At 42.6% G+C, this 26,190-nt stretch carries 22 protein-coding genes; 15 read left to right on the top strand and 7 right to left on the bottom strand.

The genetic code is table 11. The features are described 5' to 3' along the window. Positions 1 to 3: 3 nt before the first annotated feature. From OCU46_RS10405 to OCU46_RS10395, 3 genes are read right to left on the bottom strand one after another with little or no spacing between them, the layout of a single operon-like run. The gene (locus tag OCU46_RS10405; protein ID WP_244311470.1) at positions 4 to 672 is read right to left on the bottom strand and encodes a C39 family peptidase; all 669 of its coding nucleotides are present in this window, start codon (positions 670 to 672) and stop codon (positions 4 to 6) included. 16 nt (positions 673 to 688) lie between these two features. After that, positions 689 to 1,012, bottom strand: coding sequence for a carbon storage regulator (locus tag OCU46_RS10400; RefSeq protein WP_141273511.1), 324 nt, complete (start codon positions 1,010 to 1,012; stop codon positions 689 to 691). A 27-nt stretch (positions 1,013 to 1,039) separates the two neighbouring features. Further along, the gene (locus tag OCU46_RS10395) at positions 1,040 to 1,810 is read right to left on the bottom strand and encodes a hypothetical protein (RefSeq protein ID WP_141273513.1); all 771 of its coding nucleotides are present in this window, start codon (positions 1,808 to 1,810) and stop codon (positions 1,040 to 1,042) included. 539 nt (positions 1,811 to 2,349) lie between these two features. On the opposite strand from OCU46_RS10395, the gene OCU46_RS10390 reads away from it, so the two are divergent. The 3 genes from OCU46_RS10390 (at position 2,350) to OCU46_RS10380 (ending at position 4,868) form a co-directional block, all read left to right on the top strand. Beyond that, positions 2,350 to 2,991, top strand: a complete 642-nt coding sequence (locus OCU46_RS10390; RefSeq protein WP_141273515.1) for a response regulator transcription factor — start codon at positions 2,350 to 2,352, stop codon at positions 2,989 to 2,991. 233 nt (positions 2,992 to 3,224) lie between these two features. Next, on the top strand, positions 3,225 to 3,785 hold the full coding sequence (locus OCU46_RS10385) for an outer membrane beta-barrel protein (protein WP_141273517.1): 561 nt from the start codon (positions 3,225 to 3,227) through the stop codon (positions 3,783 to 3,785). 42 nt (positions 3,786 to 3,827) lie between these two features. Next, positions 3,828 to 4,868: an ion channel gene (locus OCU46_RS10380; protein ID WP_141273519.1), complete on the top strand. Its 1,041-nt coding sequence runs from the start codon at positions 3,828 to 3,830 to the stop codon at positions 4,866 to 4,868. A 51-nt stretch (positions 4,869 to 4,919) separates the two neighbouring features. Here the strand turns inward: OCU46_RS10380 and catB are convergent, their stop codons facing one another. Further along, complete coding sequence (gene catB / locus OCU46_RS10375) at positions 4,920 to 5,555, bottom strand: type B chloramphenicol O-acetyltransferase (protein WP_141273521.1); 636 nt, start codon at positions 5,553 to 5,555, stop codon at positions 4,920 to 4,922. A 266-nt stretch (positions 5,556 to 5,821) separates the two neighbouring features. Between catB and galE the strand changes: the two genes are divergently transcribed. The 4 genes from galE (at position 5,822) to OCU46_RS10355 (ending at position 9,830) form a co-directional block, all read left to right on the top strand. Next, positions 5,822 to 6,835, top strand: a complete 1,014-nt coding sequence (galE, locus tag OCU46_RS10370; protein ID WP_141273523.1) for a UDP-glucose 4-epimerase GalE — start codon at positions 5,822 to 5,824, stop codon at positions 6,833 to 6,835. Positions 6,836 to 6,846: 11 nt separating this feature from the next. Continuing rightward, positions 6,847 to 7,899, top strand: coding sequence for a UDP-glucose--hexose-1-phosphate uridylyltransferase (locus tag OCU46_RS10365; RefSeq protein ID WP_141273525.1), 1,053 nt, complete (start codon positions 6,847 to 6,849; stop codon positions 7,897 to 7,899). A gap of 76 nt (positions 7,900 to 7,975) precedes the next feature. Continuing rightward, positions 7,976 to 9,139, top strand: coding sequence for a galactokinase (gene galK / locus OCU46_RS10360; protein WP_141273527.1), 1,164 nt, complete (start codon positions 7,976 to 7,978; stop codon positions 9,137 to 9,139). Between the two features lie 205 nt (positions 9,140 to 9,344). Continuing rightward, entirely contained in the window at positions 9,345 to 9,830 is a 486-nt protein-coding gene (locus OCU46_RS10355) for a VOC family protein (protein ID WP_141273529.1), read from the top strand. A gap of 80 nt (positions 9,831 to 9,910) precedes the next feature. Here the strand turns inward: OCU46_RS10355 and OCU46_RS10350 are convergent, their stop codons facing one another. Beyond that, positions 9,911 to 10,990: a LacI family DNA-binding transcriptional regulator gene (locus OCU46_RS10350; RefSeq protein WP_167495442.1), complete on the bottom strand. Its 1,080-nt coding sequence runs from the start codon at positions 10,988 to 10,990 to the stop codon at positions 9,911 to 9,913. A 249-nt stretch (positions 10,991 to 11,239) separates the two neighbouring features. Here OCU46_RS10350 and OCU46_RS10345 point away from each other — a divergent pair, with 249 nt between their 5' ends. The 3 genes from OCU46_RS10345 (at position 11,240) to OCU46_RS10335 (ending at position 18,455) form a co-directional block, all read left to right on the top strand. Then, on the top strand, positions 11,240 to 13,342 hold the full coding sequence (locus tag OCU46_RS10345; protein WP_141273532.1) for an alpha-galactosidase: 2,103 nt from the start codon (positions 11,240 to 11,242) through the stop codon (positions 13,340 to 13,342). Between the two features lie 78 nt (positions 13,343 to 13,420). Then, positions 13,421 to 15,124, top strand: coding sequence for a solute:sodium symporter family transporter (locus OCU46_RS10340; protein WP_141273534.1), 1,704 nt, complete (start codon positions 13,421 to 13,423; stop codon positions 15,122 to 15,124). A 676-nt stretch (positions 15,125 to 15,800) separates the two neighbouring features. Then, a complete protein-coding gene (locus OCU46_RS10335; protein WP_141273536.1) occupies positions 15,801 to 18,455 on the top strand; it encodes a beta-N-acetylhexosaminidase in 2,655 nt (884 codons plus the stop codon). A gap of 240 nt (positions 18,456 to 18,695) precedes the next feature. Here OCU46_RS10335 and OCU46_RS10330 read toward each other — a convergent pair whose 3' ends face one another. Beyond that, complete coding sequence (locus tag OCU46_RS10330; RefSeq protein ID WP_337972444.1) at positions 18,696 to 18,902, bottom strand: hypothetical protein; 207 nt, start codon at positions 18,900 to 18,902, stop codon at positions 18,696 to 18,698. A 687-nt stretch (positions 18,903 to 19,589) separates the two neighbouring features. Here OCU46_RS10330 and OCU46_RS10325 point away from each other — a divergent pair. The 4 genes from OCU46_RS10325 (at position 19,590) to OCU46_RS10310 (ending at position 23,190) form a co-directional block, all read left to right on the top strand. Beyond that, positions 19,590 to 20,711, top strand: a complete 1,122-nt coding sequence (locus tag OCU46_RS10325; protein ID WP_141272474.1) for a porin — start codon at positions 19,590 to 19,592, stop codon at positions 20,709 to 20,711. Between the two features lie 64 nt (positions 20,712 to 20,775). Then, positions 20,776 to 21,399: a YccT family protein gene (locus tag OCU46_RS10320; RefSeq protein WP_141272476.1), complete on the top strand. Its 624-nt coding sequence runs from the start codon at positions 20,776 to 20,778 to the stop codon at positions 21,397 to 21,399. A 102-nt stretch (positions 21,400 to 21,501) separates the two neighbouring features. Then, positions 21,502 to 21,873: a DUF2799 domain-containing protein gene (locus tag OCU46_RS10315; protein ID WP_141272478.1), complete on the top strand. Its 372-nt coding sequence runs from the start codon at positions 21,502 to 21,504 to the stop codon at positions 21,871 to 21,873. A 603-nt stretch (positions 21,874 to 22,476) separates the two neighbouring features. Next, on the top strand, positions 22,477 to 23,190 hold the full coding sequence (locus tag OCU46_RS10310; protein WP_141272480.1) for an oligogalacturonate-specific porin KdgM family protein: 714 nt from the start codon (positions 22,477 to 22,479) through the stop codon (positions 23,188 to 23,190). 106 nt (positions 23,191 to 23,296) lie between these two features. Here the strand turns inward: OCU46_RS10310 and OCU46_RS10305 are convergent, their stop codons facing one another. Further along, positions 23,297 to 24,121, bottom strand: a complete 825-nt coding sequence (locus OCU46_RS10305) for a DUF2797 domain-containing protein (RefSeq protein ID WP_141272482.1) — start codon at positions 24,119 to 24,121, stop codon at positions 23,297 to 23,299. A gap of 609 nt (positions 24,122 to 24,730) precedes the next feature. Between OCU46_RS10305 and gltX the strand changes: the two genes are divergently transcribed. Beyond that, a complete protein-coding gene (gene gltX, locus OCU46_RS10300; RefSeq protein WP_141272484.1) occupies positions 24,731 to 26,158 on the top strand; it encodes a glutamate--tRNA ligase in 1,428 nt (475 codons plus the stop codon). Positions 26,159 to 26,190: the final 32 nt, after the last annotated feature.

The following is a 26,190-nucleotide window of genomic DNA, read 5'->3' as shown; positions in this document are numbered from 1 at the left end:
CTCCTAATAATCTCCAGAAGATGGAAGAGTAATACTATGTAACCCGATAGAGTCTCTTATTATTCCTGTCTCTAAAGGAGAGGATGCATAAATGGAGAAAGTATCCGCATCGACAAAGCTAGTCCTTCCGACGTCTGCTTCATTTCGTACCAATAGAACAAGGCCTTGGTAATATTGATTAAATTCGTTTATCGGCATAACCATTGTTCCCCTGGAGGGGTCACCTAACACTACCTTGTCATCACCTATACCTTTGATGACGACAAAATGCATGTAACCGTCAAAATTCACTAATGTGATTCCAGGGACTCCGGCCTTGCGCATTCTTTCTAGGCTTATCTTGAACCCATCGGCTTTTAAACCTACAGATTCAAGGTAGTGCTTCATATCGAGTAGTGAAAATCCTTTTTGATTAATGAGCTCTTTGTTTCCTTTTTCATACATAGCGTTAAAAATTTGCTGTTCTTCAGAAGGGCGTTGATAGTGATACTCTAATAGAGTAGCCAGTGCAGCCGAACCGCAACTGAAATCGTATTGCTGGCGGTAGATATCACCAAACACGATTTCTTTGTAACTTTTTACAGGGACAGAGTAGTTTGCCCTGTGTGGTAGAAATTCAATAGCGAAGGTTGATGCTGACAATGTCAGCATCAACCAGGCTAGGGGACTCATTATCCTCTTCATGTTGCTATTCAATACTCAGGTTGACGACGGTTGAATTCTGGATTAATACGTTATTACCGGTATTTTGAATAACACTAGAAATACCCGAATTATCCGAAAACGCACCTGGGGAGAGAATATTGTCACCACTCACTGTGTGACGTGCCACATTCCCTTTACTAGTACCATCGATATCAGAAGCTAGGCTAGTAACATCCAGTTCTACGGACTGCTTGCCTCTAGATTGTTCCATGACTTCATTGCCGACTGCACTATCAGGTAACATTAGTTCATCCGCGTGCACAGAGAAGGTTAACATCAAACTGATTGTGCACATTATCCAACGCATAGTTCACTCCTAGCTGAGTAAAGCTACTTACTCAGGAATAATGCTCGCATTAGTGTTAACAGATTGTTGAACCAATGAGTTAGCACCCGCATTTTGAGCAACAGACGTAATACCCGCAACATTTCTCATGCCATCAACACTGTTGACTGCACGTAAATTTACTGCTCCAGAAGCTGAAGGTCGACTTGGCCCTTTGCGTCCTCGGTCATAACCAGCACCGCTACTACCAATTTCGACTTCGTTCTCATCAACTTCACCATTTAGTTCTGAAGTAGCTACTACAAAGGTGGCATCTATGTCTAATTCGTAGGTTCTGTTGTTGCTGTTGTTTGTGCTTCCGTCAGCATCAATGTTAAAGCTGTCAGCAATATCAAGGTTTTTACTGTTGTCTGTATCATGAGTACTGTTGTTGCTTTTATCGACATCAATATCAGTGTCAACTTTAAAGCTGTCAGCAACATCTAGGCTTTTGCTGTTGTCTGTATCATGAGTACTGTTGTTGCTTTTATCAACATCAATATCAGAGTCAAGTTTAAAGCTATCTGTTACATCTAGGCTTTTACTGTTGTCATCAGTATTGTTGTGATTGTTACCACTTCCTTGCATGTCTATGTTTGCGCTGTCTTCCCATTGTTTGTTGTTATTACCACCGTTTACGTAGTTGTCATCGACATCAACACTTTCTGACGGAGCAGATTGTTGTTGCGGTCCGCCAGAACCTCCAGGTTTTGCCAGTGCGTTAGCGCTCAATAAAATAGCCGCCAAAGCTATTGCTACGTTTGTTTTATAGAAAGTCATAATAAGTACCCCATTATCCTTGTTCGTCCAATTTGAGGGTTTGCAAAATACCCCTTCACTCCCACTTCTCCTCGAGAGCAATCAGATTATAGGTAAGCAAAAGTGGTGTTTCGGGGGAGAGAAAGGACAACAGACGTTTGGAACCATTATGATACAATAAAATTCAATTAAAACAGTTGGTTATGGTGTTTTCTGTAAGGGTTGCTTAGAGTATGAAAAGTGGTGTTAAAAAAGTATGAATAAGTCTTAGATTTAGCTTTAGAATTTACTAAATTAAGAAGATTCTAAAGTAAAGTATGAGAGATAGGTTTACCTGCAATAACAGTGAGTTGACGCTTTTAGTGGACTATAAAGTTGTAAACTGACATTCAAATCGGTAGTAATTTAGATGAGGAATTAAGCTAGTTTCTCATACAAGGCTCATCTTTTTGTCTATCAGACAAACGATCTTTACACTATATTTACTGTACAAATAATAACCAATATCGTGAGGCGGTGGCATTTTCGAGTTGTAGTGTGAGCCACAAATAATACTAATCATGAACACACGAACTTTGTTGATTCTTGCGGAGAAAAATCTGCAAACTAGTCTTTTAGAGAAACAGCTTGCTACTAACCTGGACCTCAATGTACATACATGCCTGCCCGATGAAGCGATTGCCAACAGCCAAAACCTTGTAGCGGACTTAGTTTTGATAGAGCACAGCTACTTGCGTGATATCGATAGCAAACAAATCTTGCCTGACTTTGATATGTTAAGTTGGCCTCTTATGGTGCACAACGTGCCCGCTACACCACTTGATGAAGACCTTCTACGTTGGAAGTTGCTAAAAGGTGTACTTCTTAAGAATGCGATGGTCGAACATATCAATGAAAGTATTGAATACATTTTCAATGGAGGACTTTGGTTACCTCGACCGTATATGGAGAGATTGGTTTCTAGCTATCGCTGTTCTGATCTTTCAGCAGAGCAACATGACTCTGATTTGACTTCTAGAGAGAAACAAATTCTAGAGTTACTCGCGTACGGGATTTCGAATCAGCAAATAGCTACTCGATTGTTCCTCTCGGAGAGTACGGTAAAAAGCCACATCTATAAGCTATACAAAAAACTAAATGTTCATTCGCGTCATGATGCGATTAAGTACGCACGAATGAATGACTACTCACTGACCAAATAGCAATACTTTCCCTTCGAGAATCTAAATTATACTTTTTATTTCAAGTGGTTACTTTACTTATTCTCGTTATGTAGACATCGCTCACTGCGCCTTTAAGTTGGTCACACTTTTAAATCAATATTTCTAGATTAAGTACTTTTACGACTGTGTTTCTCAATTTCATCACAATCAAGGTCTAGTATTAGTTGTACTAATATCATGATTGTTTTTAGAGCGTGTAAGGGTGTTGGCGCATGAATAAGAGCGTTCTCGTATTCCCGCTATTAGCTGCAATGTCGTTTCCTTCATTATCGATTGAACCTGACAATAGTACCTTTTCTCATTTTTATGCTGGGGTCAAACTAGGCTCTGCCAACTATGGGGACTTGGGTTCGGGGGTAACAGATATCACTGATGTGGATGACTCTCCGTTTGCTTGGGGGATTTTCTTAGGCATCGAAGCGCTGCCTTGGTTAGCTTTTGAGTTGGGGTATCACGATTTAGGTGAAGCGGATCTAAAAGATGTATCGGGCAGGTATGAGGCTAAGACTTTAGATCTGACCACCAAGGGGTCTTATGAAATAGTTGAGCGCCTATCCATTTTCGGTAAGGTTGGCGTTCAAGCGTATGAATGGAAAGCTAACGGAGAAAATGCTTTTGGCGATGATCAAGGCTGGACCCCTCATTTAGGCGTCGGCCTTGAGTTTCAATTCCATGAAAGCTGGTCAGGTATTGCTGAGTACACATGGTATAACGATATTGGTGGACCTGATATTAATTACTACGGGATATCTGCGGTATACCATTGGTTCTAGTATTGCGAATCGTTTGATATGCAAATTAAAGCAGGGTAAAGAGTGACAGTTAAAGAACGGCTATTAATTTGGTGGGATAAATACCTGTCGAGGTATGCATTGGTGTTAGCGAAAACCAATGCGTTGTTTTTGGTATTTGCATATTCAACGCTTGTTTATTTGGGCTACCGAATACTTGGCGAGCATGCACTCACAGATCAGCTTGTCGATTTCATTTACTTTCTTGCTGTTACTGGTTCAACGGTTGGATATGGTGACATGTCACCTTCTACACCAAATGGTCGCCTTTTTACGGCCTTCTTTGTTATCCCTCTATCCCTAGGCTTGTTTGGTGTCATTATCGGCAAGGTGATCAGTGCGTTTTCGACGTTCTGGTTTCGTCAATTTAAAGGAAAACACAACGTGAATTTTACCAACCATATTGTGATTATTGGCTACAATCGAGACAGAACACCACATTTAGTACAAATGCTTAAGCGAGAAGAAAGGCAACGTAAAATTGTGCTTGTCAGTGTTCAAGAAGAACAAAATCCACTTGGTGATGATGTTGAGTTTATTAATGCGCATAGCTTCACTGAAGAAGAGGATTTAAAGCGAGCCAGTATAGATAAAGCGTCGTGCTTGGTTGTCGATACGGACACCGATGAAATGACATTAACCATTTCTTTGTTTGTGGCTAGATTGAACCCGAATGCGCACTTAGTTGCTCACTTTGTTGATGATGTAAAATGTCAGATCCTTTCGGCGCACTATCCAAATGCAGAATGCATATCAAACCTCTCAACTGAATTGCTGGCCAAGTCGGTAATAGATTTTGGCAGTAGCTTTGTGCACAGTGAATTGGTGTCTGCCCACAAGGGGCAGACTCAATACAGTATTGTTGTGCCTCAAGGCGTGCCCGATTTTGAACTGGAAAAAGTGTTCTTAGATTTCAAACAGAACTTCGAGGCGACGATTATTGGTAGTCGTAATATGGCTGGTGAGGTCAATATTAATCAAAAGTTCAGTACTGTGATTAAAAGCGGTGAAATATTGTTCTATATTGCCGATGAGAGAGTCGAATTCTCAAATTGGCCCGAATAGATAGTCACTAAGAGAGAGTCACCAAGGCGATTGACCTGTTCTTAACGTGGACTACTCACTTGCTATGTTCTCTTTCCAGTACCCATAAAGGCCTTCGATATCAGAGGAGCAAAGTAATTTCATCGCACGTTTGATATGCAATTCGCTCCATTCCCACCATTTCATTTCGATAAGTTGGGCGCGCTGATCCTCGTTGAAGCGATAGCGGATATGTTTTGCAGGATTTGCCCCAACAATGGAGTAAGCTTCTACATCCTTGGTTACTACTGCACGACTGGCGATGATGGCACCATCTCCAACCTTTACGCCGCTCATAATCATCGCTTCAGCACCAATCCATACATCATTGCCAATGATGGTATCTCCTGCGCGCTCAAAGCCGTCTTTGGCATCTGAGAAATGTTCGTTATCTTGATAGAAAAAGGGAAATGTACTGGCCCATTGATGCTGGTGGCCTTGATTCCCTGCCATCATAAATACGGCTCCAGAACCGATAGAGCAGTAACTACCGATGATCAATTTATCGACGTCATCTCTATCCGGTAATAAATAGCGAGCGCAGTCATCAAAGCTGTGTTTATGATAATAGCCAGAATAATAGCTGTGTTCACCGACAATGATATTGGGGTTGGTGACTTGCTGTTTAAGTGATTTCCCTATGAATGGGTTTTCAAAATAGTTGGCCATTTTATTGCTTCCTTACATTGATAGATTAAATGTACTGAGGAAAACCTAGACTTTCAACGTCTTAGGGGTGTCATCTTTAAGAACTTGAGTGGTAACGTTTACATTAATATCTGGCCGTTTTATAAGCGCTAAAAGACTCTTATTTGATACTTTGATGTGACTTTTGTGGAAACGTTTACACTAATTGAGATTGATCACAGATCGATCCTGTCATTGATTGCTAAACTGATTGGCAGTTGAGTTATTTATTGTACAGAGAGGTTGCTGTGAAAGTACTTGTTACGGGTGGTTTAGGATATATAGGAAGCCATACTTGCGTGCAGATGATACAGGCGGGTATGGAGCCCATCATCGTCGATAATCTTTGCAATGCAAAAGAAGAAGTCTTGCAACGTATCGCAGCTTTAACTGATACAAAGCCAAAATTTCATCTCGGAGATATCCGAGATGAAGCCTTCTTAGATAGTGTCTTTTCACAGCATGATATCGCTGCCGTCATTCATTTTGCGGGTTTAAAGGCAGTAGGGGAGTCCGTAGCAAAGCCTCTCGAGTATTACGATAATAATGTCAACGGTTCATTGGTACTGTGTCGTGCTATGAGAAAAGCAGGAGTGAAGAGCATTGTATTTAGTTCTTCAGCTACCGTATATGGCGATCCTAAGTTCGTCCCTATCACCGAAGATTCTCCAACGGGCGCAACGACCAATCCGTATGGTCGCAGTAAATACATGGTAGAGCAGTGTTTGTCTGATTTGTTTGAAGCAGAAAGCGACTGGAGCATTACATTGCTGCGCTACTTCAACCCTGTAGGGGCTCACCCAACGGGAACTATTGGGGAAGATCCGCAAGGAATCCCAAATAATCTAATGCCATTTATTGCCCAGGTAGCGGTTGGACGTCGAGAAAAATTAGCGGTGTTTGGTGATGATTATCCAACGCCAGATGGCACCGGTGTCCGTGATTATATTCACGTTATGGATCTTGCTGATGGACACATAGCTGCATTAAAAGCGGTCGGTGAAAAAGCTGGACTGCATGTTTACAACTTAGGAACGGGTAAAGGCTCAAGCGTACTAGAAATGGTTGAAGCATTTGCCAAGGCTTGCGGTAAACCTGTGCCCTACGAGATTTGTCCTCGTCGCCAAGGGGATATTGCAGAGTGTTGGGCGAGCACACAAAAGGCACAGAGAGAATTGGGTTGGAAAGCCAGTCGTAGTGTAGAAGCCATGACCGCTGACACTTGGAACTGGCAATCCCGAAATCCTCAAGGTTACGAATAAAGAGAGCAATAATGTCAAACATCGAATTTAACCCAGTAGATCACCCTCATCGTCGATATAACCCTTTAACAGGACAGTGGATTTTAGTTTCGCCACACCGTGCTAAACGCCCTTGGAGTGGGCAGGATGAGAAACCATCGACACAGGAATTGCCTAGCTACGATCAAGAGTGTTTTTTGTGTCCAAGCAATACACGCATATCCGGTGATGAAAACCCTGATTATGGTGGTACCTATGTGTTTAGTAATGATTTTGCGGCCTTAATGCCTGATTCGCCTGATGCTCCGCAATCAGATAACCCTTTATTTAAGACTCAAGGGGTAAGAGGCTTGAGTCGAGTAATTTGTTTTTCACCAGATCACAGTAAGACGCTGCCCGAATTACCAGTACAAAAAATCAGAGGCATGATTGATACTTGGGATCAGCAGATTGAAGAGTTGGGCAAAGAGTATTTATGGGTGCAGGCTTTTGAGAATAAGGGTGAAACAATGGGCTGTTCTCAGCCACATCCTCATGGTCAGATTTGGGCGAATAGCTTCTTGCCCAATGAGATTGAGCGTAAAGAGAAGCATTTAAAAGAGTATTATCTACAACAGGGCTCAAACCTGCTGGTGGATTATGTTGAAGCTGAAATAAAAGATGGCTCTCGCACGGTTGTTGAAACTGAGCATTGGATTGCGGTTGTACCTTACTGGGCAGCATGGCCTTTTGAAACCATGCTATTGCCGAAAACGCACATTCGCCGTATGAGCGAACTCACTGATGCGCAACGTGATGATCTTGCTGTAGCTATTAAGAAACTCACAAGTCGCTACGATAACTTGTTTCAGTGTTCATTCCCTTACTCTATGGGCTGGCACTATGCCCCTTTCTTTGAAGAGGGTACAGACATAGATCATTGGCAATTGCATGCTCTGTTTTATCCGCCACTGTTGCGCAGTGCTACTGTACGCAAGTTTATGGTGGGTTATGAGATGCTTGCGGAAAGCCAGCGCGACCTTACCGCAGAGCAGGCTGCGCAGCGTCTTCGTGACCTCAGTGATGTGCACTATAAAGAACTGTAATAACTCAATTAATAGCAACTTATTTACACAGGTCTAGAACAGTTGCTTTCAAAAATAAAAATTAGAGAAAAATCTTATGTCTGAACTAATTCAAAACGTGAAAGCCTCATTCGAACAGGTACTTAACTACAAACCCACTCACATTATTCAAGCGCCAGGCCGAGTGAACTTGATTGGTGAACACACTGATTATAATGATGGTTTCGTTCTTCCTTGTGCAATTAACTACCAAACAGTCGTTGCAGCAGCCAGGCGTGATGACAATATCGTGCGTGTGATATCAGTTGATTACGACAACGCGGTAGATGAATTCGATATCACTGAAGAGATTGTATTCCAGCAAGACAAAATGTGGGCCAACTACATTCGAGGCGTAGTGAAGTGTTTATTGGCGCGCGGTTATGAGTTTAAGGGAGCGGACATTTCGGTAACAGGTAATGTGCCGCAAGGAGCCGGTCTAAGTTCATCGGCGGCCCTTGAAGTGGTTATCGGACAAACCTTTAAAGTCCTGTATCAATTAGAGATCAGTCAAGCTGAGATTGCTCTAAATGGTCAACAGGCCGAGAACGAGTTTGTGGGCTGTAACTGCGGCATTATGGATCAAATGATCTCAGCAGAAGGCCGTGAAAACCACGCAATGCTTTTAGATTGTCGTAGTCTGGAAACGAAGAGTGTTTCGATGCCTACAGATATGTCTGTGGTTATTATCAACTCCAATAAGAAGCGAGGACTTGTTGATAGTGAATACAACACTCGCCGTGAACAGTGTGAAGAGGCGGCTCGTATTTTCTCGGTTAAGGCGTTACGCGACGTAACGATTGAGCAATTAGAAGAGAAAGCCTCTTCGCTCGATGAGGTGGTATTTAAACGCGCTCGTCATGTGATTACCGAAAACAACCGCACACTAGAAGCCTGTGACGCGCTTATTGCAGGTGATATGAAGCGCATGGGGGAACTCATGGCTGAATCTCACACCTCTATGCGAGATGATTTTGAAATCACTGTTGGTGAAGTTGATACCCTAGTTGAAATCGTAAAAAATGTTGTGGGCAGTGCTGGTGGTGTTCGTATGACAGGTGGTGGTTTTGGTGGTTGCATCGTCGCATTGGTTCCACCAGGCCTAGTTAATGAGGTTATGTCTTCTGTTGAACAACAGTACGAAGCTGCAACAGGCCTTAAAGAATCAATTTATGTCTGCCAAGCTAAGCAGGGTGCCGGCCTAGTCGAATTGATAGGCTAGGCTGCATACCTTATCGATTCTTTTAACTTAAATCACTCTATCTGCAACGTTGTGAGAACAGAGGAAACAGATAGAGTAGTTCTTTTTATAACATAAATTTATTATTTAAATAAAGTCTAATAATTTTTATTAATGGTAACTTCTCCATATACTCTCTCCATCGACGCAAAACACGAAACTAATTACTAAGAGATTGGAGCAGATTATGAAAATGAATCACGTAGGCATCATGGTTGGCGATATGGACAAAGCGGTTGAGTTTTACACCAAAGCGCTAGGCCTAAAAATCGTAATGAACAACACTAAAGTTATCGAAGAGCGCGAAACCGCTATTGGTCGTATGTGTATCGCTGTATTCGGTGAAGGCTTTAAAGGTTTTAATATTGCACACCTTGTCACTTCAGACGGTATCGGTGTTGAAATGTTTGAAATGAAAGAGCGCCAAGAGCGTCACGAAGTTGACTTCTCTCGCCTAGGCATCTTCCACTTCTGTCTGCAAACTGATGACTTTGAAGGTGCTATCGCTCGCACAGAGCAATATGGCGGTAAGGTTCGTATGGACATCATGCGTTACCACCCAGAAGACAACAGCAAACCTCAAAAAATGGTGTATCTAGAAGACCCGTTTGGCAACTTGTTTGAGCTTTACTCACACACTTATGAAGAAACTTACGCTTCTGATTACTCTTAATCTACAAAGTAAGTGAGATAAAAAGGATTGGCTTTTGCCAATCCTTTTTTCGTTGAGAATGAGTGTGCAGCGCAAAAACCTTACTCTTCTGGAAGTAGTGCTTCGACTTGGCGAAGTAGATCTTGGATTTTTTGCTTTTGGTAGTGAGCTTCTATTTTTGGGTTACTACTTTCACGCTGTATAAGCTCAACAGGAATACGCACTTGTTTAAGTGGGTGTTCAATAAGAGGATCGTGATTCTTTAATTCGATGGCAAGAATCACGGCTTGCTGTCCAATCTCAGTAAAGTCCTGCTTTACCGTAGTTAGGGGAGGGTTGAAGTAAGCACTATCTGCTATACCATCAAACCCAACGACAGCCACTTGCTTTGGTACCTCTATATTCATTTCGTTTAGGGCGCGTAGTGCTCCCAAGGCCATTTGGTCATTGGCAACCAGTATGGCATCAAAGCTTTTCTGTTTTGCTATTGCTTCTCGAACGGCAAGGTATCCGCTTTGAGCTTGCCAGTCTCCTTGATATTGAAAAACCACTGGCTTATTTACATCGTTAAGCGCACTAAGCCAGCTTTGTAGTCGAATTTTAGAGGCGCTGGACTTGCTAGGTCCTGTTACCAGTAAGAAGTGCTCTCTGTTACCTTCAAGTAAGTGGTGCACGGACTGTGCAGCGCCATCTGCATGCGCACCATGAACAAAGTGGACGGGAGTGCCATCAGGCACGTCAATAAAGATAAGGTGAAGGCTTTGAAACTGCTCCACTAAATGAGTTGCATCTTCAGAGGTCAGCGGCACATTTAGGATGACACATTCCACCTGCTGCGCAATAAGCTCACGGATGGATTGTTGAATATTGCTAAGGGTAGGATCAGAAACGACTGAGAATGCAGTACCAAACTGTAACTCATGTGCCTTCATGCGCACGCCATTGGCTATTAAAGCTGCACCATGCAGAGCCATATCAAGAGTGATCAGTCCAATGCTGGTGGAGCGAGCACGGCTAAGCATTTGTGCCCCTTTATTTGGAACGTAGCCTAATTGTTTAATTGCCTTATTAACTTTGTTCCGTGTTTTCTCTGCAACATTCTCAGAGCCATTAGTCACGCGTGAAACGGTTTGTGTCGAAACACCGGCCAGTTTTGCGACGTCTTTGAAGGTGACACTCACTACTATTTCCTCAACTTTTCTTCCCACTAGATTAATACTACAGAATTAATCACAGCATAACCTTGCAGTACTTCAAAAATGTCACAGAAAACATATAAAAATGTTTCCGAAAACAACAAGATCTAAGTCGAACTTTGCATTTTGTTTACTTTGTTTTGATCACACTTAGTCAGCTTTTGGCTAGAAAATTTAGCTATTTGCATCAGTATTGGTTGTAGTTAATGTTTACGAAAACAATGTTGGTTTGCTATGAATGAATTTATTCACCTACAAAGTAAAAATCACAGCTTGATCATTAAGACAGCTCGAGTTCCTGAAGTGCTGCATTGGGGCGCAAAGATCGCCCAGATCGATGAGGATCTATTGCTGTCTACTGAGCGTCCAATTTCTCAAGCGCGTTTGGACGTCGATGTTCCTTTGTCACTATGCCCAGAGTTAGGTAGTGGTCATTTCAATGCTCCTGGCATTGAAGGTCATCGCGATGGATTGGATTGGGCGCCAGTATTTAGCTTGGTCGCAGCCAACCAAAGCGGTAATGCTGTGGAATTTACGCTGCGTGATGATATGGCTAAATTGGAGCTAACCATTGAGTTAGATCTGGATTTTGACACTGACGTACTGAAAAAACGCACCTCAGTGAAAAACCTAGGAGATAGCCGTTATTGCTTAGGTAAGCTTTCATCCACGCTTCCATTGCCTAATCACGCGAATGAGCTAATGACGTTTCATGGTCGCTGGTGCCATGAGTTTCAAACTCAGCGTCAGCATTTTGAGCATGGTGGGTTCATGCAAGAGAACCGCCGTGGCCGTACTTCGCATGAAAACTTCCCAGGGCTGTTTGTGGGTAGTCATGGTTTTAGCGAACAGAGCGGTCAGGTGTGGGGGTTCCATTTAGCTTGGAGTGGTAACCATCAGATGCGGGCTGACGTTCGTAGTGATGGTCGTCGATTTGTTCAGGCAGGAGAGTTGCTTCTATCTGGTGAGTCTATTCTGGATACGGATGAAAGCTATCAAAGCCCTTGGCTTTATGGCTGTTACAGTAACTCTGGCCTCAATGGGATTTCACAGCGTTTTCAACAATTTGTACGCGAGAATATAGTGAAATTCCCAGTAGATAAGCCTCGTCCTGTGCATCTTAATACCTGGGAAGGCATTTACTTTGACCATAAACCTGAATACATCATGCAGATGGCGAGTGAAGCTGCAGAGATGGGGGTTGAACGCTTTATCATCGATGATGGTTGGTTTATTGGCCGTGATGGTGAACGTGCCGCTCTTGGTGACTGGTACCTAGATGAAGTGAAATATCCAAACGGTCTAGAGCCTGTCATTGAACATGTGAATGACAAAGGTATGGAGTTTGGTCTTTGGGTTGAGCCTGAGATGGTGAGTCAAGATTCCAACTTATACCGTAATCATCCTGAATGGGTGCTAGGTCTGCAAGGATACCATCAACCATCAGGTCGTTGGCAGTATGTCCTCGATTTGCAAAATGAAGGTTGCTTCAACTACCTATTTGAGCGCCTAAATGATCTGCTAACTCGCTATAACATTACTTACCTTAAATGGGACATGAACCGTGAACTTGTTCAGCCAGGGCATCAAGGTCGCCCTGCGGTTCATGGCCAAACCATGGCGCTGTATCGATTAGTTGATGAGTTAAACAACGCCCATCCCAATGTGGAAATAGAATCTTGCTCCTCTGGTGGTGGTCGAATTGATTTTGAGATCCTAAAGCGCACGCAGCGATTTTGGGCATCGGATTGTAACGATGCACTTGAGCGTCAAGCGATCCAAAAGGGTATGAGCTACTTTTTTCCTCCTGAAGTCATGGGGGCTCATATCGGTCCTGATGAGTGCCACTCAACGAATCGACGTCACCATATCAATATGCGCGGTGTGACCGCACTTGGTGGCCATATGGGAGTTGAGCTTGATCCTGTAAAAGAACCGCAAGCAGAAAAAGAAGCGTTCTCACGCTACATTGCTTTGCATAAGCAATACCGTCACTTGCTGCACGGTGGTCGTAGTTTCCGTATTGATCCTGCGGACAAGAATCAGAACATCTACGGTGTAGAAAGTGATGATGAAATGTTGATAACTGTTTGCCAGTTAGCAATGCCAGATCATGCGCTTCCATCCCCTCTTCGCATTAACTGCACTGATGCTAATACCAAATACCAAGTGAAATTGGTAGAGATGCCACAAACCAGTTTTCAGTTGATGAAGCACCGTCCTAAATGGCTGGATAAAACACTGACCCTCAGTGGCGACAACCTGAAAGAGATAGGAATAACACTACCTATTCTCGACCCAGAGTCTGCTCTGATTGTGCACCTACAAAAAATCTAATAACGAAAAAACCTCTGTAAAACACTACCGGCAGCGAGGTATTGCTGCCGAAAAAAATAACAAATAAAGGAAAACAAAATGTCTATAACGGTATTGCTATCGTTCTTTCTGTTTACTGGGTTTGTGGTGGCTTACACCTATAACAAAGTAAAGAATGACAAGAACACCTCACAAGACGGCTTCTTTCTCGGCGGAAGAAGCCTAACCGGCGGGTTAATTGCTAGCTCACTTATTTTGACTAACCTCAGTGCAACGAGTTTTGTTGGTATGAGCGCACAAGCTTATACTCACAACATGAGTGTTATGGGGTGGGAAGTTGCCTCTGGTGTGACGCTCGTGATCATCGCCTTGATGCTTGTGCCACGCTATTTGAAGCAGGGTATTACGACCATTCCAGATTTTCTGGAAAGTCGTTATGACCTTTCTGTGAAGAAGTTTGTTACGCTACTTTTCCTTTGTCAGTATGTTATCAACATTTTGCCGACAACTCTTTATGCGGGTGCTGTGGTACTGGGTGAAATCTTTGATGTACAGGCTCTATTGGGCATCTCTGAATTTAGCTCCATTGCTCTGATTGCGGCAACCATAGGTTTGTTGGGTTTCTTCTATGCTATCTATGGCGGTTTAAAGGCGGTAGTTATCGCTGACACGATTAATGGTGTCGGCCTTATTATCGGTGGCCTAATGATCCCTGTATTTGGATTAATGATGTTAGGCGGCGGTAGCTTCGGTGCTGGATTAGATACTTTGCTAACGGCTGCACCAGAGAAGCTTCAGTCTGTAGGTACTTCAACCGATCCACTGCCGTTCTCTACGCTATTTACCGGTTTGCTGCTGGTGAATCTTTATTATTGGGGTACGGATCAGTCGATTATTCAACGTGCTCTAGGTGCAAAGAACCTAAAAGAGGGTCAGAAGGGCGTCATCCTAGCTGGTGCAATTAAGGTTATTTCACCTTTATTTCTTATCATCCCAGGTATTATTGCTTTCCATATTTTCGGAGCAGATGCCGGTAACCCAGATACCATGTACACGCGTTTGGTGAATGAGGTTCTACCTAAACCACTCGTTGGCTTCTTTGTTGCTGTGATGTTTGGTGCCATCCTGAGTACCTTCAACGGTGTATTGAACAGCTCAACAACCTTATTTGCTCTTAATGTCTACAAACCTTTATTTGGCAAAGGGAAGACTGATGAAGAGTTGGTGAGTAAGGGCCGTATCTTTGGTGTGATTATCGCGATTATCTCGGTATGTATTGCACCTTTCATCATGTATGCCCCAGAAGGCTTGTTCCAATATCTACAAATGGTTGCGGGCTTCTTTAGTGTGCCTATCTTTACCATTGTGTTCGTGGGATACATCTCTAAGCGTGTACCTGCTGTTGCAGCGAAGGTTGCTTTGACCGTATTCGTATTGTCTTACGCGGCAATGCAGTTAGTGTTTGATACCCCGATTCACTTCCTGCATCAACTGGCTATCCTGTTTGTAGTATGTACCGCTCTGATGTTCATCATTGGCCACTTCATGCCTCGTGAAACAGAGTATGTAATGCCAATTAACGAGAATATTGATGTCACTCCATGGGCGTTCCGTTTTGAAGCATCTGCGATCATCTTGTACATGGTTCTCGGTGCTTACGTTATGTTCTCAGATGTCGGTTTCGTTTCTAATGATCCAACAATAATGCAAGTCTATGGATTCTGTGGATTAATAATGCTCGCAGGAATAGCCTTCCGCTTACTAAGACGTAAGGCAAAAAACAAAGCAGTGGCATGTGCGTAGTCACTGAGAGTAAAACAACTTAAATCAGATAGATAAAATTGAAAAGCCCTTGCTACAGTCTCCAATGCCCATTGGATGAATGAAGTCGGGGCTTTTTTTTATTAAGCGATTAGAAGTTCTCTGAACATGGTAATTGTTATTTTTAATCGAAAATTTAGTTGGTCATCACATTTATTCTCACTAGCGTGAAGTGTTTGCCATTTTAATGGTCAATTCTTGTGATTAAAGACGTAATTATCTGCGTGATAGTTCTGTGCTTGGTTACTCTCTCTTTATATAGCGTTTCTCTTTAACCCTTGCAGTTACTTGCTTTATGGCAATGTTGCCTTCATTGAAACCTTACGTATTACAGAACACTTCAATTGCAGAGTAGAAAATCAACAGTCCCCGTTAAGATCTAAAAAAACGCTATTTTGACGTTTTTAACAACGAGTGCTGACAATCACACTTTGCATATAAAAATTGCTCAATAAAGTGGATTATTAGAATGGTACGAGAAGCTGTAAATTTAAATTAATCTATATATTTCAGTCTCTTATGTTTTCATTGTGGATGATTTAGAACCGAGTTTTCACTCCTCTACTAAATTTGCATTGCGAATTAATGCATTTTAGATTGTATGCATACCTACTCAATAACTGATTTAGAAAAATTAAAATACCAATAGGGACTTATCATGTTGAAAAAGAGTTTGATTGCTACCTCTGTAATAACCGTACTGGCTGGGTGTTCTTCAATGCAGAACTCACCGCAGAATACCGTTGACCTACTTGCTAACAATCTAGACATCAAATATGAAGTATTAACTAACCACGGCGCAGATGATGGCTTGAAATGTCAAGATCTAGGTGCGGAGTGGGCTTCATGTAATCAAGTTAAAATGACGCTAACCAATGACGGTGAAGCTGTAGATTCAAAAGATTGGACAATCTACTTCCACAGCATTCGCTTGATTTTAGATGTAGATAATGAACAGTTTAAGATTACTCGAGTGACTGGCGATCTGCATAAACTTGAACCAACGGATAAGTTTGAGGGATTTAAAGCAGGCGAGAGCGTTGACTTAACCTTTATCGGTGAGTACTGGCAGCTATTTGAAACTGACTTCATGCCTGGTGCATTCGTTGCAGCCGAAGGTGCAGAGCCTAAACAACTCGTATCTCTGAGCGATGTGGATATGACCGATTTTGTCAGCGGATTAGAAGGTGACAACCTTAAGCGCACTGCGGGTGATAACAATATCATTGCAACTGCGGCATCACGCTTTGATAAGAATAGCGATGTCGCATTGGAAGACGTTTCTACAGCGATTATTCCTGCTCCGTCTTTCACCCAAGCAAAGGAAGGCACACTGGATATCTCTGGTGGTCTAAAGCTAGTAAATGCACCATTTGAGAGTGCTCAAGTGCAGGCCCTTGAAAGCCGAGCAGAGCTACTAGGCGTCAATCTAGCGGGTACTACACCTGTTGAAATCTCAGTGGTTCCTGAAGAATTCAAAGCAGAACAAACAAAATCTGGTGCTTACACACTAAACATTGAAAACGATGGTATTGAGATTAAAGCCTTTGATACGGCAGGTGCGTTCTATGCGATGCAGTCGGTTTTTGCATTGGTAAACCTAGATGCACCAACTGAACTACCACAGGTTGAGATTAAAGATGCACCACGCTTTGACTACCGTGGTGTCATGGTTGACGTAGCTCGTAACTTCCATACTAAAGAAGCGATTCTATCTACCATTGATCAGCTAGCAGCTTACAAAATGAATAAGCTACACCTCCACTTATCTGATGATGAAGGTTGGCGTCTAGAGATCCCTGGATTGCCAGAGCTAACAGACGTTGGTGCTAAGCGCTGTTTCGATTTAGAAGAGAAATCTTGCCTATTACCTCAGTTAGGTTCAGGTGCCACAACGGACAACTTTGGTACGGGTCATTTTACTCGAGCAGATTACCTAGAAATCTTGAAGTACGCTAAAGCTCGTAATGTAGAAGTGATTCCAGAGATTGATATGCCAGCCCACGCAAGAGCTGCAGTAGTGTCTATGGAGGCTCGCTACGATCGCTTAATGGCTGAAGGCAATGAAGAAGCGGCCAATGAATATCGCCTAATGGATCCTCAAGACACATCTAATGTCACGACCATCCAGTTCTATGATAAGAAAAGCTTCATTAACCCTTGTATAGACTCGTCTAAGCGCTTTGTTGACAAGGTCATTACTGAAGTCGCTGCAATGCACAATGAAGCAGGTATGCCTCTAACGACTTGGCACTTTGGTGGCGATGAAGCGAAAAACATCAAGCTAGGAGCGGGTTTCCAAGACATCAATGCGGAAGAGAAAGTGGCATGGAAAGGTAACATCGACCTATCCAAGCAAGATTTACCATTCGCTAAGTCTCCACAATGTCAGGCATTGATCGCTAGTGGTGATGTTGAAGACTTTGGCCACCTTCCAAGCTATTTTGCTGAAGAAGTATCAAAGATCGTTGCAAAACAAGGTATTGCAAACTTCCAAGCGTGGGAAGATGGCTTGAAATATAGTGAAGGTGCTGATTCATTCGCTACGGAAGAAACGCGCGTTAACTTCTGGGAAACCCTGTATTGGGGCGGTGCGGCAAGTATTTATGAGTGGGCTAACAAAGGCTACGACATAATTGCTTCTAACCCTGATTATGTGTACATGGACTTCCCATACGAAGTAGATCCGAAAGAGCGTGGCTACTACTGGGCAACACGTGCGACTGATACTCGCAAGATGTTTGCATTTGCTCCTGAAAACCTTCCTCAGAATGCGGAAACCTCTGTTGACCGTGATGGCAACGGATACACTGCTGCCGGTACGGTTGAGCAAAATCGACCATTCTACGGTATGTCAGCTCAGCTTTGGTCTGAAACGGTGCGTACAGATGAACAGTTTGAGTACATGGTATTCCCACGTGTGATTGCAGCAGCAGAGCGTGCTTGGCATGCCGCTGAGTGGGAAAATGAATATAAGGTAGGTGTCGAATACTCCCTAGAGACTGACCTTGTAAACAAAGATGCACTTCTTGCTGATTGGACTCGTTTTGCCAATGTAATGGGTCAACGTGAACTGGCTAAGATTGAAAAGGCAGGTATTGATTACCGTCTACCGGTACCGGGCGCTGAGATTGTTGATGGCAAGCTTGCTATGAACGTTCAATTCCCTGGTGTAGAACTGCATTACTCTGTAGATGGTGAAAACTGGGTGACCTATCAAGATGAGCAACGTCCATCAGTTTCTGGAGACGTATGGATTAAATCAGTATCCGCTAGCGGTGAAAGGGAGAGTCGAGTTACACAAGTTAAGTAAATTACGTAGGGTTTGTTTATTTCCTCTTGGCCAGCACTAGTTGCTGGCCCTTTTTTTGTCTGCAATAAACTGCTAGAAGCTAGAAGCTAGAAGCTAGAAGCTAGAAGCTAGAAGCTAGAAGCTAGAAGCTAGAAGCTAGAAGCTAGAAGCTAGAAGCTAGAAGCTAGAAGCTAGAAGCTAGAAGCTAGAAGCTAGAAGCTAGAAGCTAGAAGCTAGAAGCTAGAAGCTAGAAGCTAGAAGCTAGAAGCTAGAACCCAGAACCCAGAACCCAGAACCCAGAACCCAGAACCCAGAACCCAGAACCCAGAACCCAGAACCCAGAACCCAGAACCCAGAACCCAGAACCCAGAACCCAGAACCCAGAACCCAGAACCCAGAACCCAGAACCCAGAACCCAGAACCCAGAACCCAGAACCCAGAACCCAGAACCTCGCGTCTTTCTCTCATATATCCATTTGTCTGAAGCTGGTTGTCTAATTTGCGTTAAAGCTTCCAGTTCCTGCTAGCTGAAAGATATTTTCCGCTTTATTTCTATTCCTGCTTTATGTGATGCTGCACTAGCCTTTAGCTGATAGCTCAACATATCACTGCCATTCTCAGCAAAAACTACGACGACTGCCTTTTCTTAAGCTTTTTCTAGTAATGACACATCCATTTTTCGCTAACGACCGCTCTCCAAATACTCAACTTAATTCACATTCTTAATTTAGATTGGGTGGTTTGCCGTTAAAAATGATTTAACGGGAAGTCTTAAGCCTCTATTTTCTGCCCTTTCAATTGCTTACCTTAAACGAAGATCACATTTTCTGTGATTGTTTTGAACTTCTGTAAATTGAAATCTAAATCCAGTATGACGCACTTCAAGTTTTTCTCGTGATCCAAACTTAAAAATAGTATTGGAATGATCGATATTTGCGGTATTAATTAAATTTGACGATTTTGACGTTCTATAACTACTTGAAAACATTGATTTAATTATCTTTAGTTTTTTTGATAGTGAACTTGTTCAAACAAATCCCTTGTACTTATTTTGTGTTTGAAAAAATCTGTAAGAATTAACCCAGTAAACAAAAACGGCACCGGAAGTGCTGATTACACAAATAAAATAATTTATAAAATACAAGGGGTTCCTTCATGTCTCTGTTCAAAAAGTCATTAGTAGCGGTCGCGTTATCCAGTCTTACATTAAGTGGCACAGCACTAGCTGCTGGTATCCAAGGTGAGAATGCTGCAGAAAAATTTTTAACAAAGAGTGATTTTTCATACGAAGTTTACGGCATCATCGCTTTGCAAGCGGCGTACCGTGATTATGATTCTGGTAATTCAGCTACAGATGATGACTTAAGTGGCATGCAGTTGAACAACGAATCCCGTATTGGTTTTCGTGGTAAGAAACAATTTAAGAATTTTGGCCCGACCTTCTTATGGCAAATTGAAGGTGGTTACGTAGATCCTAGTTTTGGTGGTTCAGGTGCAGGTCTTGGTGAACGTGATACTTTCGTTGGTTTTGAAAGTGAAGGTATGGGGCAGGTTCGTCTAGGTCGTGTTTTGACTCCTATCTACGAACTGATTGACTGGCCAGCATCTAACCCAGGTTTGGGTGATGTGTATGACTGGGGTGGTTCAATCGGTGGTGCAAAATATCAAGACCGTCAATCAAACACAATTCGCTGGGATACGCCTAAATATTTTGATGCGCTTTCTTTTGACCTAGCGATGGGTGCTGGTGACGAAGCCGCTCTAGGTGCGGGTGATGATTACTGGTTTGGTGGTGCAGCGCACTACAATGTAGGGCCTTTCCAATTTGATTTGGCTTATGAGCGAAATGATAACTTCGAATCTGAAGGTACAACTTGGACCAATGACACGTATTTGGCAGGCATTCAGGCTTGGTTTGAAAATGGCATCTCGTTCTTTGCTCAGTATAAGCACATGGAAGCATCAACGACTTCTGGCATCGATGAAACTCAAGGCGCTATGTCTACAGGTCTTATCTACACTACAGGTGACTGGCAGTACAAACTAGCGTACGCGATGAACTTTGAGTTAGAGCGCGATGGTCAAACTATCGATAATACCGACGATAACGTCATCTCAGGTCAGGTTCTATACTTCGTTGATCCGTCAGCCGTTCTATACGCTCGTGCACGTACTCTAGACTTTGGTGACAAAGTTCAGGTGACGGATTCTACAGATTTGCGTTGGAAGTCAGAAGACTTCGTAGAAGTGTCAGTAGGTGTTGAATACTACTTCTAATTCAGTCAATTTAATAAGGGCGCTCAGCGCCCTTATTGTCATTAGAATTTTAGGAATTATTTTTATGAAAAAGTCATGTTTAGCCCTAGTTACTGGTCTTTTAATGAGTTCTAGTGCGTTTGCAGACAGTTTGTTGTCTTTTCAAACTGAGATAGTTCCTCAGGTCGTTAATAGTAAGGCGGTGGACAACGGTATCTTCACCGATGTTGACCAGATAAAAATCGGCGAAGGAAGTAACCAAATTGGCGTAACCATTGGCCAAATTGTTTTTGAAGACGGTAAGCGCCGTAAATTTGATTCGAGCTTAATGTTGATGACATTTGAAGCTGCAGATGAGGATAGTTATCAGCTTTCCTACAAAAAGATGCGCACAATTGAAGAAGCAAACAAGTTTGATAAGTCACCTACGTTTGCTTTGACTAATGGCTCGGGTGAACCTGTAGATTTTGATTTAGTTGTGATACCAAAAAGTGGTTTTCAAGGTTTCAATGACTATGAAAAACAAGTCGTTTCATATAATAAATTAGTTGATGCTGGAACTGCGTCGACAACGGCTGCAGTTACTGCTTCTGCTGTACCTTCAGCGAATGGAGTAGCTGTATCAGAAGACATAAAGACCCAATTCTCTGAGCTTTCTCGAGACGAACAACAACAATTTATGCAATGGGCAATGCAGAACCTCAAGTAGAAAAGTTCTTTCTCGTCTGAAATTTAATCTTCAGTTTCTCTTTCTACCGTATAGAGGGTGGTCAATGGGTAGACATCACTTTTGTGATTGAGAGAGGAACTTATGAGATTACTATTAACTGTTGTATGTATCAGCTTGTTGACAGCATGTGCAGCAACGCCATCTAACTCTTCTTGGCAAGAGATAGGTTATAAGCAAGGTGCAAAGGGCTTGCCGATGCAAACCACAGGTAACCTAGAGCAGCGCTTTGATCTCGAAATGGTCAAAGAGGGTGAATACACCGAGTACGTGGCTGGTTTTGAGCAAGGAAAACAGAAATTCTGTAACCCAGTACAAGCCTACGAGTACGGTACCTGGGGTAATAGATATAAAGGGCAGTGCAGCGGACTTCCTGACGAAGCACTAATCGCTGAACAAATGAAGCTAGGTTATGAAAGATATATCTTTAGTGATAGTGAGGGACGTTATCCTTAATGTCATCGAGTGGTTTGAGGCTCCTTGGTACTTTTCATGTTGAGTATTGAGGGGCTTTATTTTTATCGTGAAAATACCTCTTTGTACCAACTCAATTCTCCATTGATATTTAATTTGTCTGTTTTGATCGCAGTATAACTACCGCTACATACTGTGATTATTATCACTTTTTGTTGTTTCAATCACTAAACCCTCCCTAATTTATCTAAATCTGTTTTGACGCAAGTCCCATACTTCTTGGCTAAATAGCGCTTTTCTTGTGATCTTTGTCTGCTTTTTTATTTGTTGTTGAATTCTCTCCAAAATTTACATATCCGATAACTTGTTGTTTGTATTGATTTAATTAACTTTCTCTTTTTTTATAAAGCAGCATGATGTGATACGTGTCGCACTGTTGATGGCTTTATTTTTCTTTGCGAATTAACTGCATCAGGATGCACCTAAGTCATGGAGACGTTGTAGATGTTCAAAGCAGTATTGAAATTGAAGCTCTACTAAAAAGGATTTGTCCTTGGTGTTAGAAGGGATACCAAGGAAATCAATAAAAGGGCTTATTAATTAAGGCTCTCAATAAATTCTAGTTTGATAAATGTAGGTATTAAAATGAAAAAAGTTATCGGGTTAAGTGCACTGGCATTGGCTGTTTCTTCTCCAGCATTCGCATCTTCTTACGTGACGGGTAATGTTCAGTTTCACGATGACGGCCGTATCCACGGCTCAAAATCAACATCGACGCTAGAAGCGGGACATACTTTTGAAAACAGTTTAGGTGGCTTGACTCTTTATACCGAGTTTGATGGTATTCAGCTAGGTGAGCTTGTTGGGCAATCAGCGGCTGAAACAGGTGGTCTTCCTACCGATGGCAATAATACCCCAGCAATTACTGTTGGTGGTGAGCAATCATTCAATATTACCGATGGTTTATGGGTTGCTGCTGGTTACCAACATTTGATTTCTGCGGGCGAATCTATTCAATACCGTCCACTAATTAAGATTGGTTATAACTTTGATAACGGCCTTTCTATTAGCAACCGTACCCGTGCTCATATTGATGCAACTGATGCTGATGCTGATACAGATTACCGCATGGATAACCGCATTGCTTATGACTTTGCCGATATGGATCTTGCTCTAAGCTACAACAACGTTTACATGATTGAAGGTGAGACTATGGATCACGAGATCCGTGCTACTTGGACACGTAACGGCGTTCAGCCATACTTCGAGTTCCGTAGCCAAGCAAATGGTCTTGATAATGCGCAAGGTGACAGCATGACGAACAATGCCTTCGTATTTGGTGCCTCTTACGGTTTCTAAGTTTTATTTCCTCATAGGGCGTTTACCTTTTTCGCCCAAAAAGCACATGGAAGGGTGTTAATTGTTTGATTTGCCGAGCTGGATTGTCAGCTCGGCTTTTTTGTTTTTAATACTCGGCTGTAATTTCGTATGAAGTGAACTTACGCAGGTTGATCACACCAGTATCGAAGTATAAGTATTGGCCCTTGATGCCAAGTAGAGTGCCACCTAATCGAGGCGTTTTATCAAAGTTTAAAGAGCTGATCTTGGTTGGATATTCGGTAACAGGGTAGTCAATCTCAACAACGTCAGCGTCTAGGCGCTCAATAGCATCAGCACCGAATCTAAGTTGAAGCTCTGATAGCTTTTCTTCTATTTGAGGAATGAGTTCTTGTGACCTTTGCTTTAGATCTATGCTTTCTGCTTTTCCTTTGAGCATGTTACGCCAATTTGTTTTATCGGAAATAAACTCTTTTAATGCAGTTTCTACTAAACCCGATTGAAGGCGAGAACTGACCTTAAAAATCGGCAAGGCTTGGTTAGCTCCCTGATCAATCCAGCGCGTAGGTATTTGTGTATGGCGAGTAATACCTACCTTTATGGCCGTAGTATTGGCCAAATAGACGTAGTGAGGGACAAAACAATTGTCTTCTCCCCATTGCGGTTCTCGACAGGTACCTTGATCAAAATGGCAGGTCTCTGGTTTCATTATGCACATATCGCATTTGGCAAGCTTGGTCATGCAAGGGTAGCAAAAGCCTTGTGAATAGCTTTTCTTAGTTTTCTTGCCACACTCTTGACAGTGGATATTGCCAGAATGCTCCAAAATAAGTTGCTTACCAATTAAGGGCATCAGATCAAGTAACTGATCATCTAATGGTAATTGATAGGTGACTTGTCCATCCTGTAGAGCGGAAGTCATCTTGCGGATATGGCCAATTAATTGAGTCATGCTTGCGTTTTCCTTTGTAATTCGCAACCGATGGAGTCTTATTCTTAGTATACCTAACTAAATTGTGACTGTGATCGTAAAGTTTTTTATGGCGAGTTTAGGTGTTTTAATTACTGATTTTGTTACTCTTTGTTTCTGATGGTTGCATATTACAGCTGCTTATTACTATGCAAAAGCGTGACGTAGCTCACTTTATTGGAGGTAATATTGCAATGTGTCATATTAATGAAACATTGGTGTTGTTAAGGGCGGTTAGATGGCGCATATTGAAGGGGTGTTAAACGTAAACAAGGAAAGCTTATGCATCACCCATCTATGATTGAACATTCTGAATTTGGTCTTATCAGCCGTATCGCTCTATTTTCACTAGCCTCACTAATCTGCGTAGTAAGTTTCATATTATGAATACTCTAAGCTAGGGGAGTATCTGCAAAGCTACATTGGTTATTTCAAATACTCCCCGCCCTCGCTTCACTATCTTGAATTTCACTCTATATTCCCCTCTTTAACTAGTTTCAGTTGGATCTCGTTGTACATTTGTACTTCGGTGCTAAAATAGCGACAAATTTTACGCTTATCCAAGCGACTGGACTGTTAAAGGTAAATTCAATGACGGTAAAAACTCGTTTTGCCCCAAGCCCAACTGGCTTCCTGCACGTAGGTGGTGCACGTACTGCACTTTATTCTTGGCTTTACGCTAAAAATCAAGGTGGTGAATTTGTACTGCGTATCGAAGACACCGACCTAGAACGTAACTCTCAAGAAGCAGTAGACGCTATCCTTGAAGGTATGCAGTGGATGGGACTGGATTGGGATGAGGGTCCGTACTTCCAATCTAAACGATTTGACCGCTACAACGAATGTATCGACCAACTTCTAGCAGAAGACAAAGCGTACAAATGTTATGCGTCAAAAGAGTTGCTTGAAGAGATTCGTGCTGAACAAGAAGCAAACAAAGAAGCACCTCGCTATGATGCCAATCACCCTAAAGTTGTTGCAGCAAATGCAGAAGCTAAAGACGGTGATGATTACGTAGTACGTTTCCGTAACCCTAAAGAGGGTAGCGTGGTATTCGAAGACCAGATCCGTGGCCGTATTGAGATTGGCAATGACCAGATGGATGACCTTATCATTCGTCGTACTGATGGCGCGCCAACATACAACTTTGTAGTTGTAGTTGATGACTGGGATATGGGTATTACTCACGTAGTCCGCGGTGAAGACCATATCAACAATACGCCTCGTCAGATCAATATCTACAAAGCACTGAATGCTCCAGTCCCTACCTTTGCACACTGTGCAATGATTCTAGGTGATGATGGCGCAAAACTGTCTAAGCGCCATGGCGCTGTATCAGTAATGCAGTACCGCGATGAAGGTTACTTGCCGAATGCACTAAACAACTACCTAGTTCGCCTAGGTTGGTCTCATGGTGACCAAGAGATCTTCTCGAAAGAAGAAATGACTGAGTTCTTTAGCCTAAACGCTATCTCTAAATCAGCTTCTGCGTTCAATACTGACAAATTGTTGTGGCTGAATAACCACTACATTAAGACTTCAGAACCAGAGTACGTGGCTAAGCACCTACAATGGCACTTGGATCAGCAAAACCTGAACACAGACAACGGTCCTGCAATCACAGAAGTCATCAAACTAGTTGGTGAGCGTTGCAATACCCTAGTTGAACTCGCTGAGCAAGTTCGCTACTTCTATGAAGACTTTAGCGAGTTTGAAGCAGGCGCTGCGAAGAAGCACCTACGCGGTGTAGCAAAAGGACCTCTAGAGTTGGCATTAGCTAAGGCTGAAGCACTGACAGATTGGTCTACTGACGCTATCAAAGAAGGCGTGATCAAAGCCGTATGTGACGAACTAGAAATCGGCATGGGCAAAATCGGCATGCCGCTTCGCGTTGCTGTTACTGGTGGCGGTCAATCTCCGTCTGTAGACGCAGTGATGGAGTTGATTGGCAAAGAGCGCGTTATCGCTCGTATTAAGCTTGCTCTTGAGTTTATCGCACAGCGTGAAGCCAACGCTTAATTAAATCTTTTGGGCTTTTTAGCCATATAAAT

The sequence above is a fragment of the Vibrio comitans genome, assembly GCA_024346835.1.
In the GTDB taxonomy this organism is placed as follows: domain Bacteria; phylum Pseudomonadota; class Gammaproteobacteria; order Enterobacterales; family Vibrionaceae; genus Vibrio; species Vibrio comitans.
Note: the sequence above shows the minus strand (reverse complement) of the source record. Positions and strands in the feature narration are given on the sequence as shown.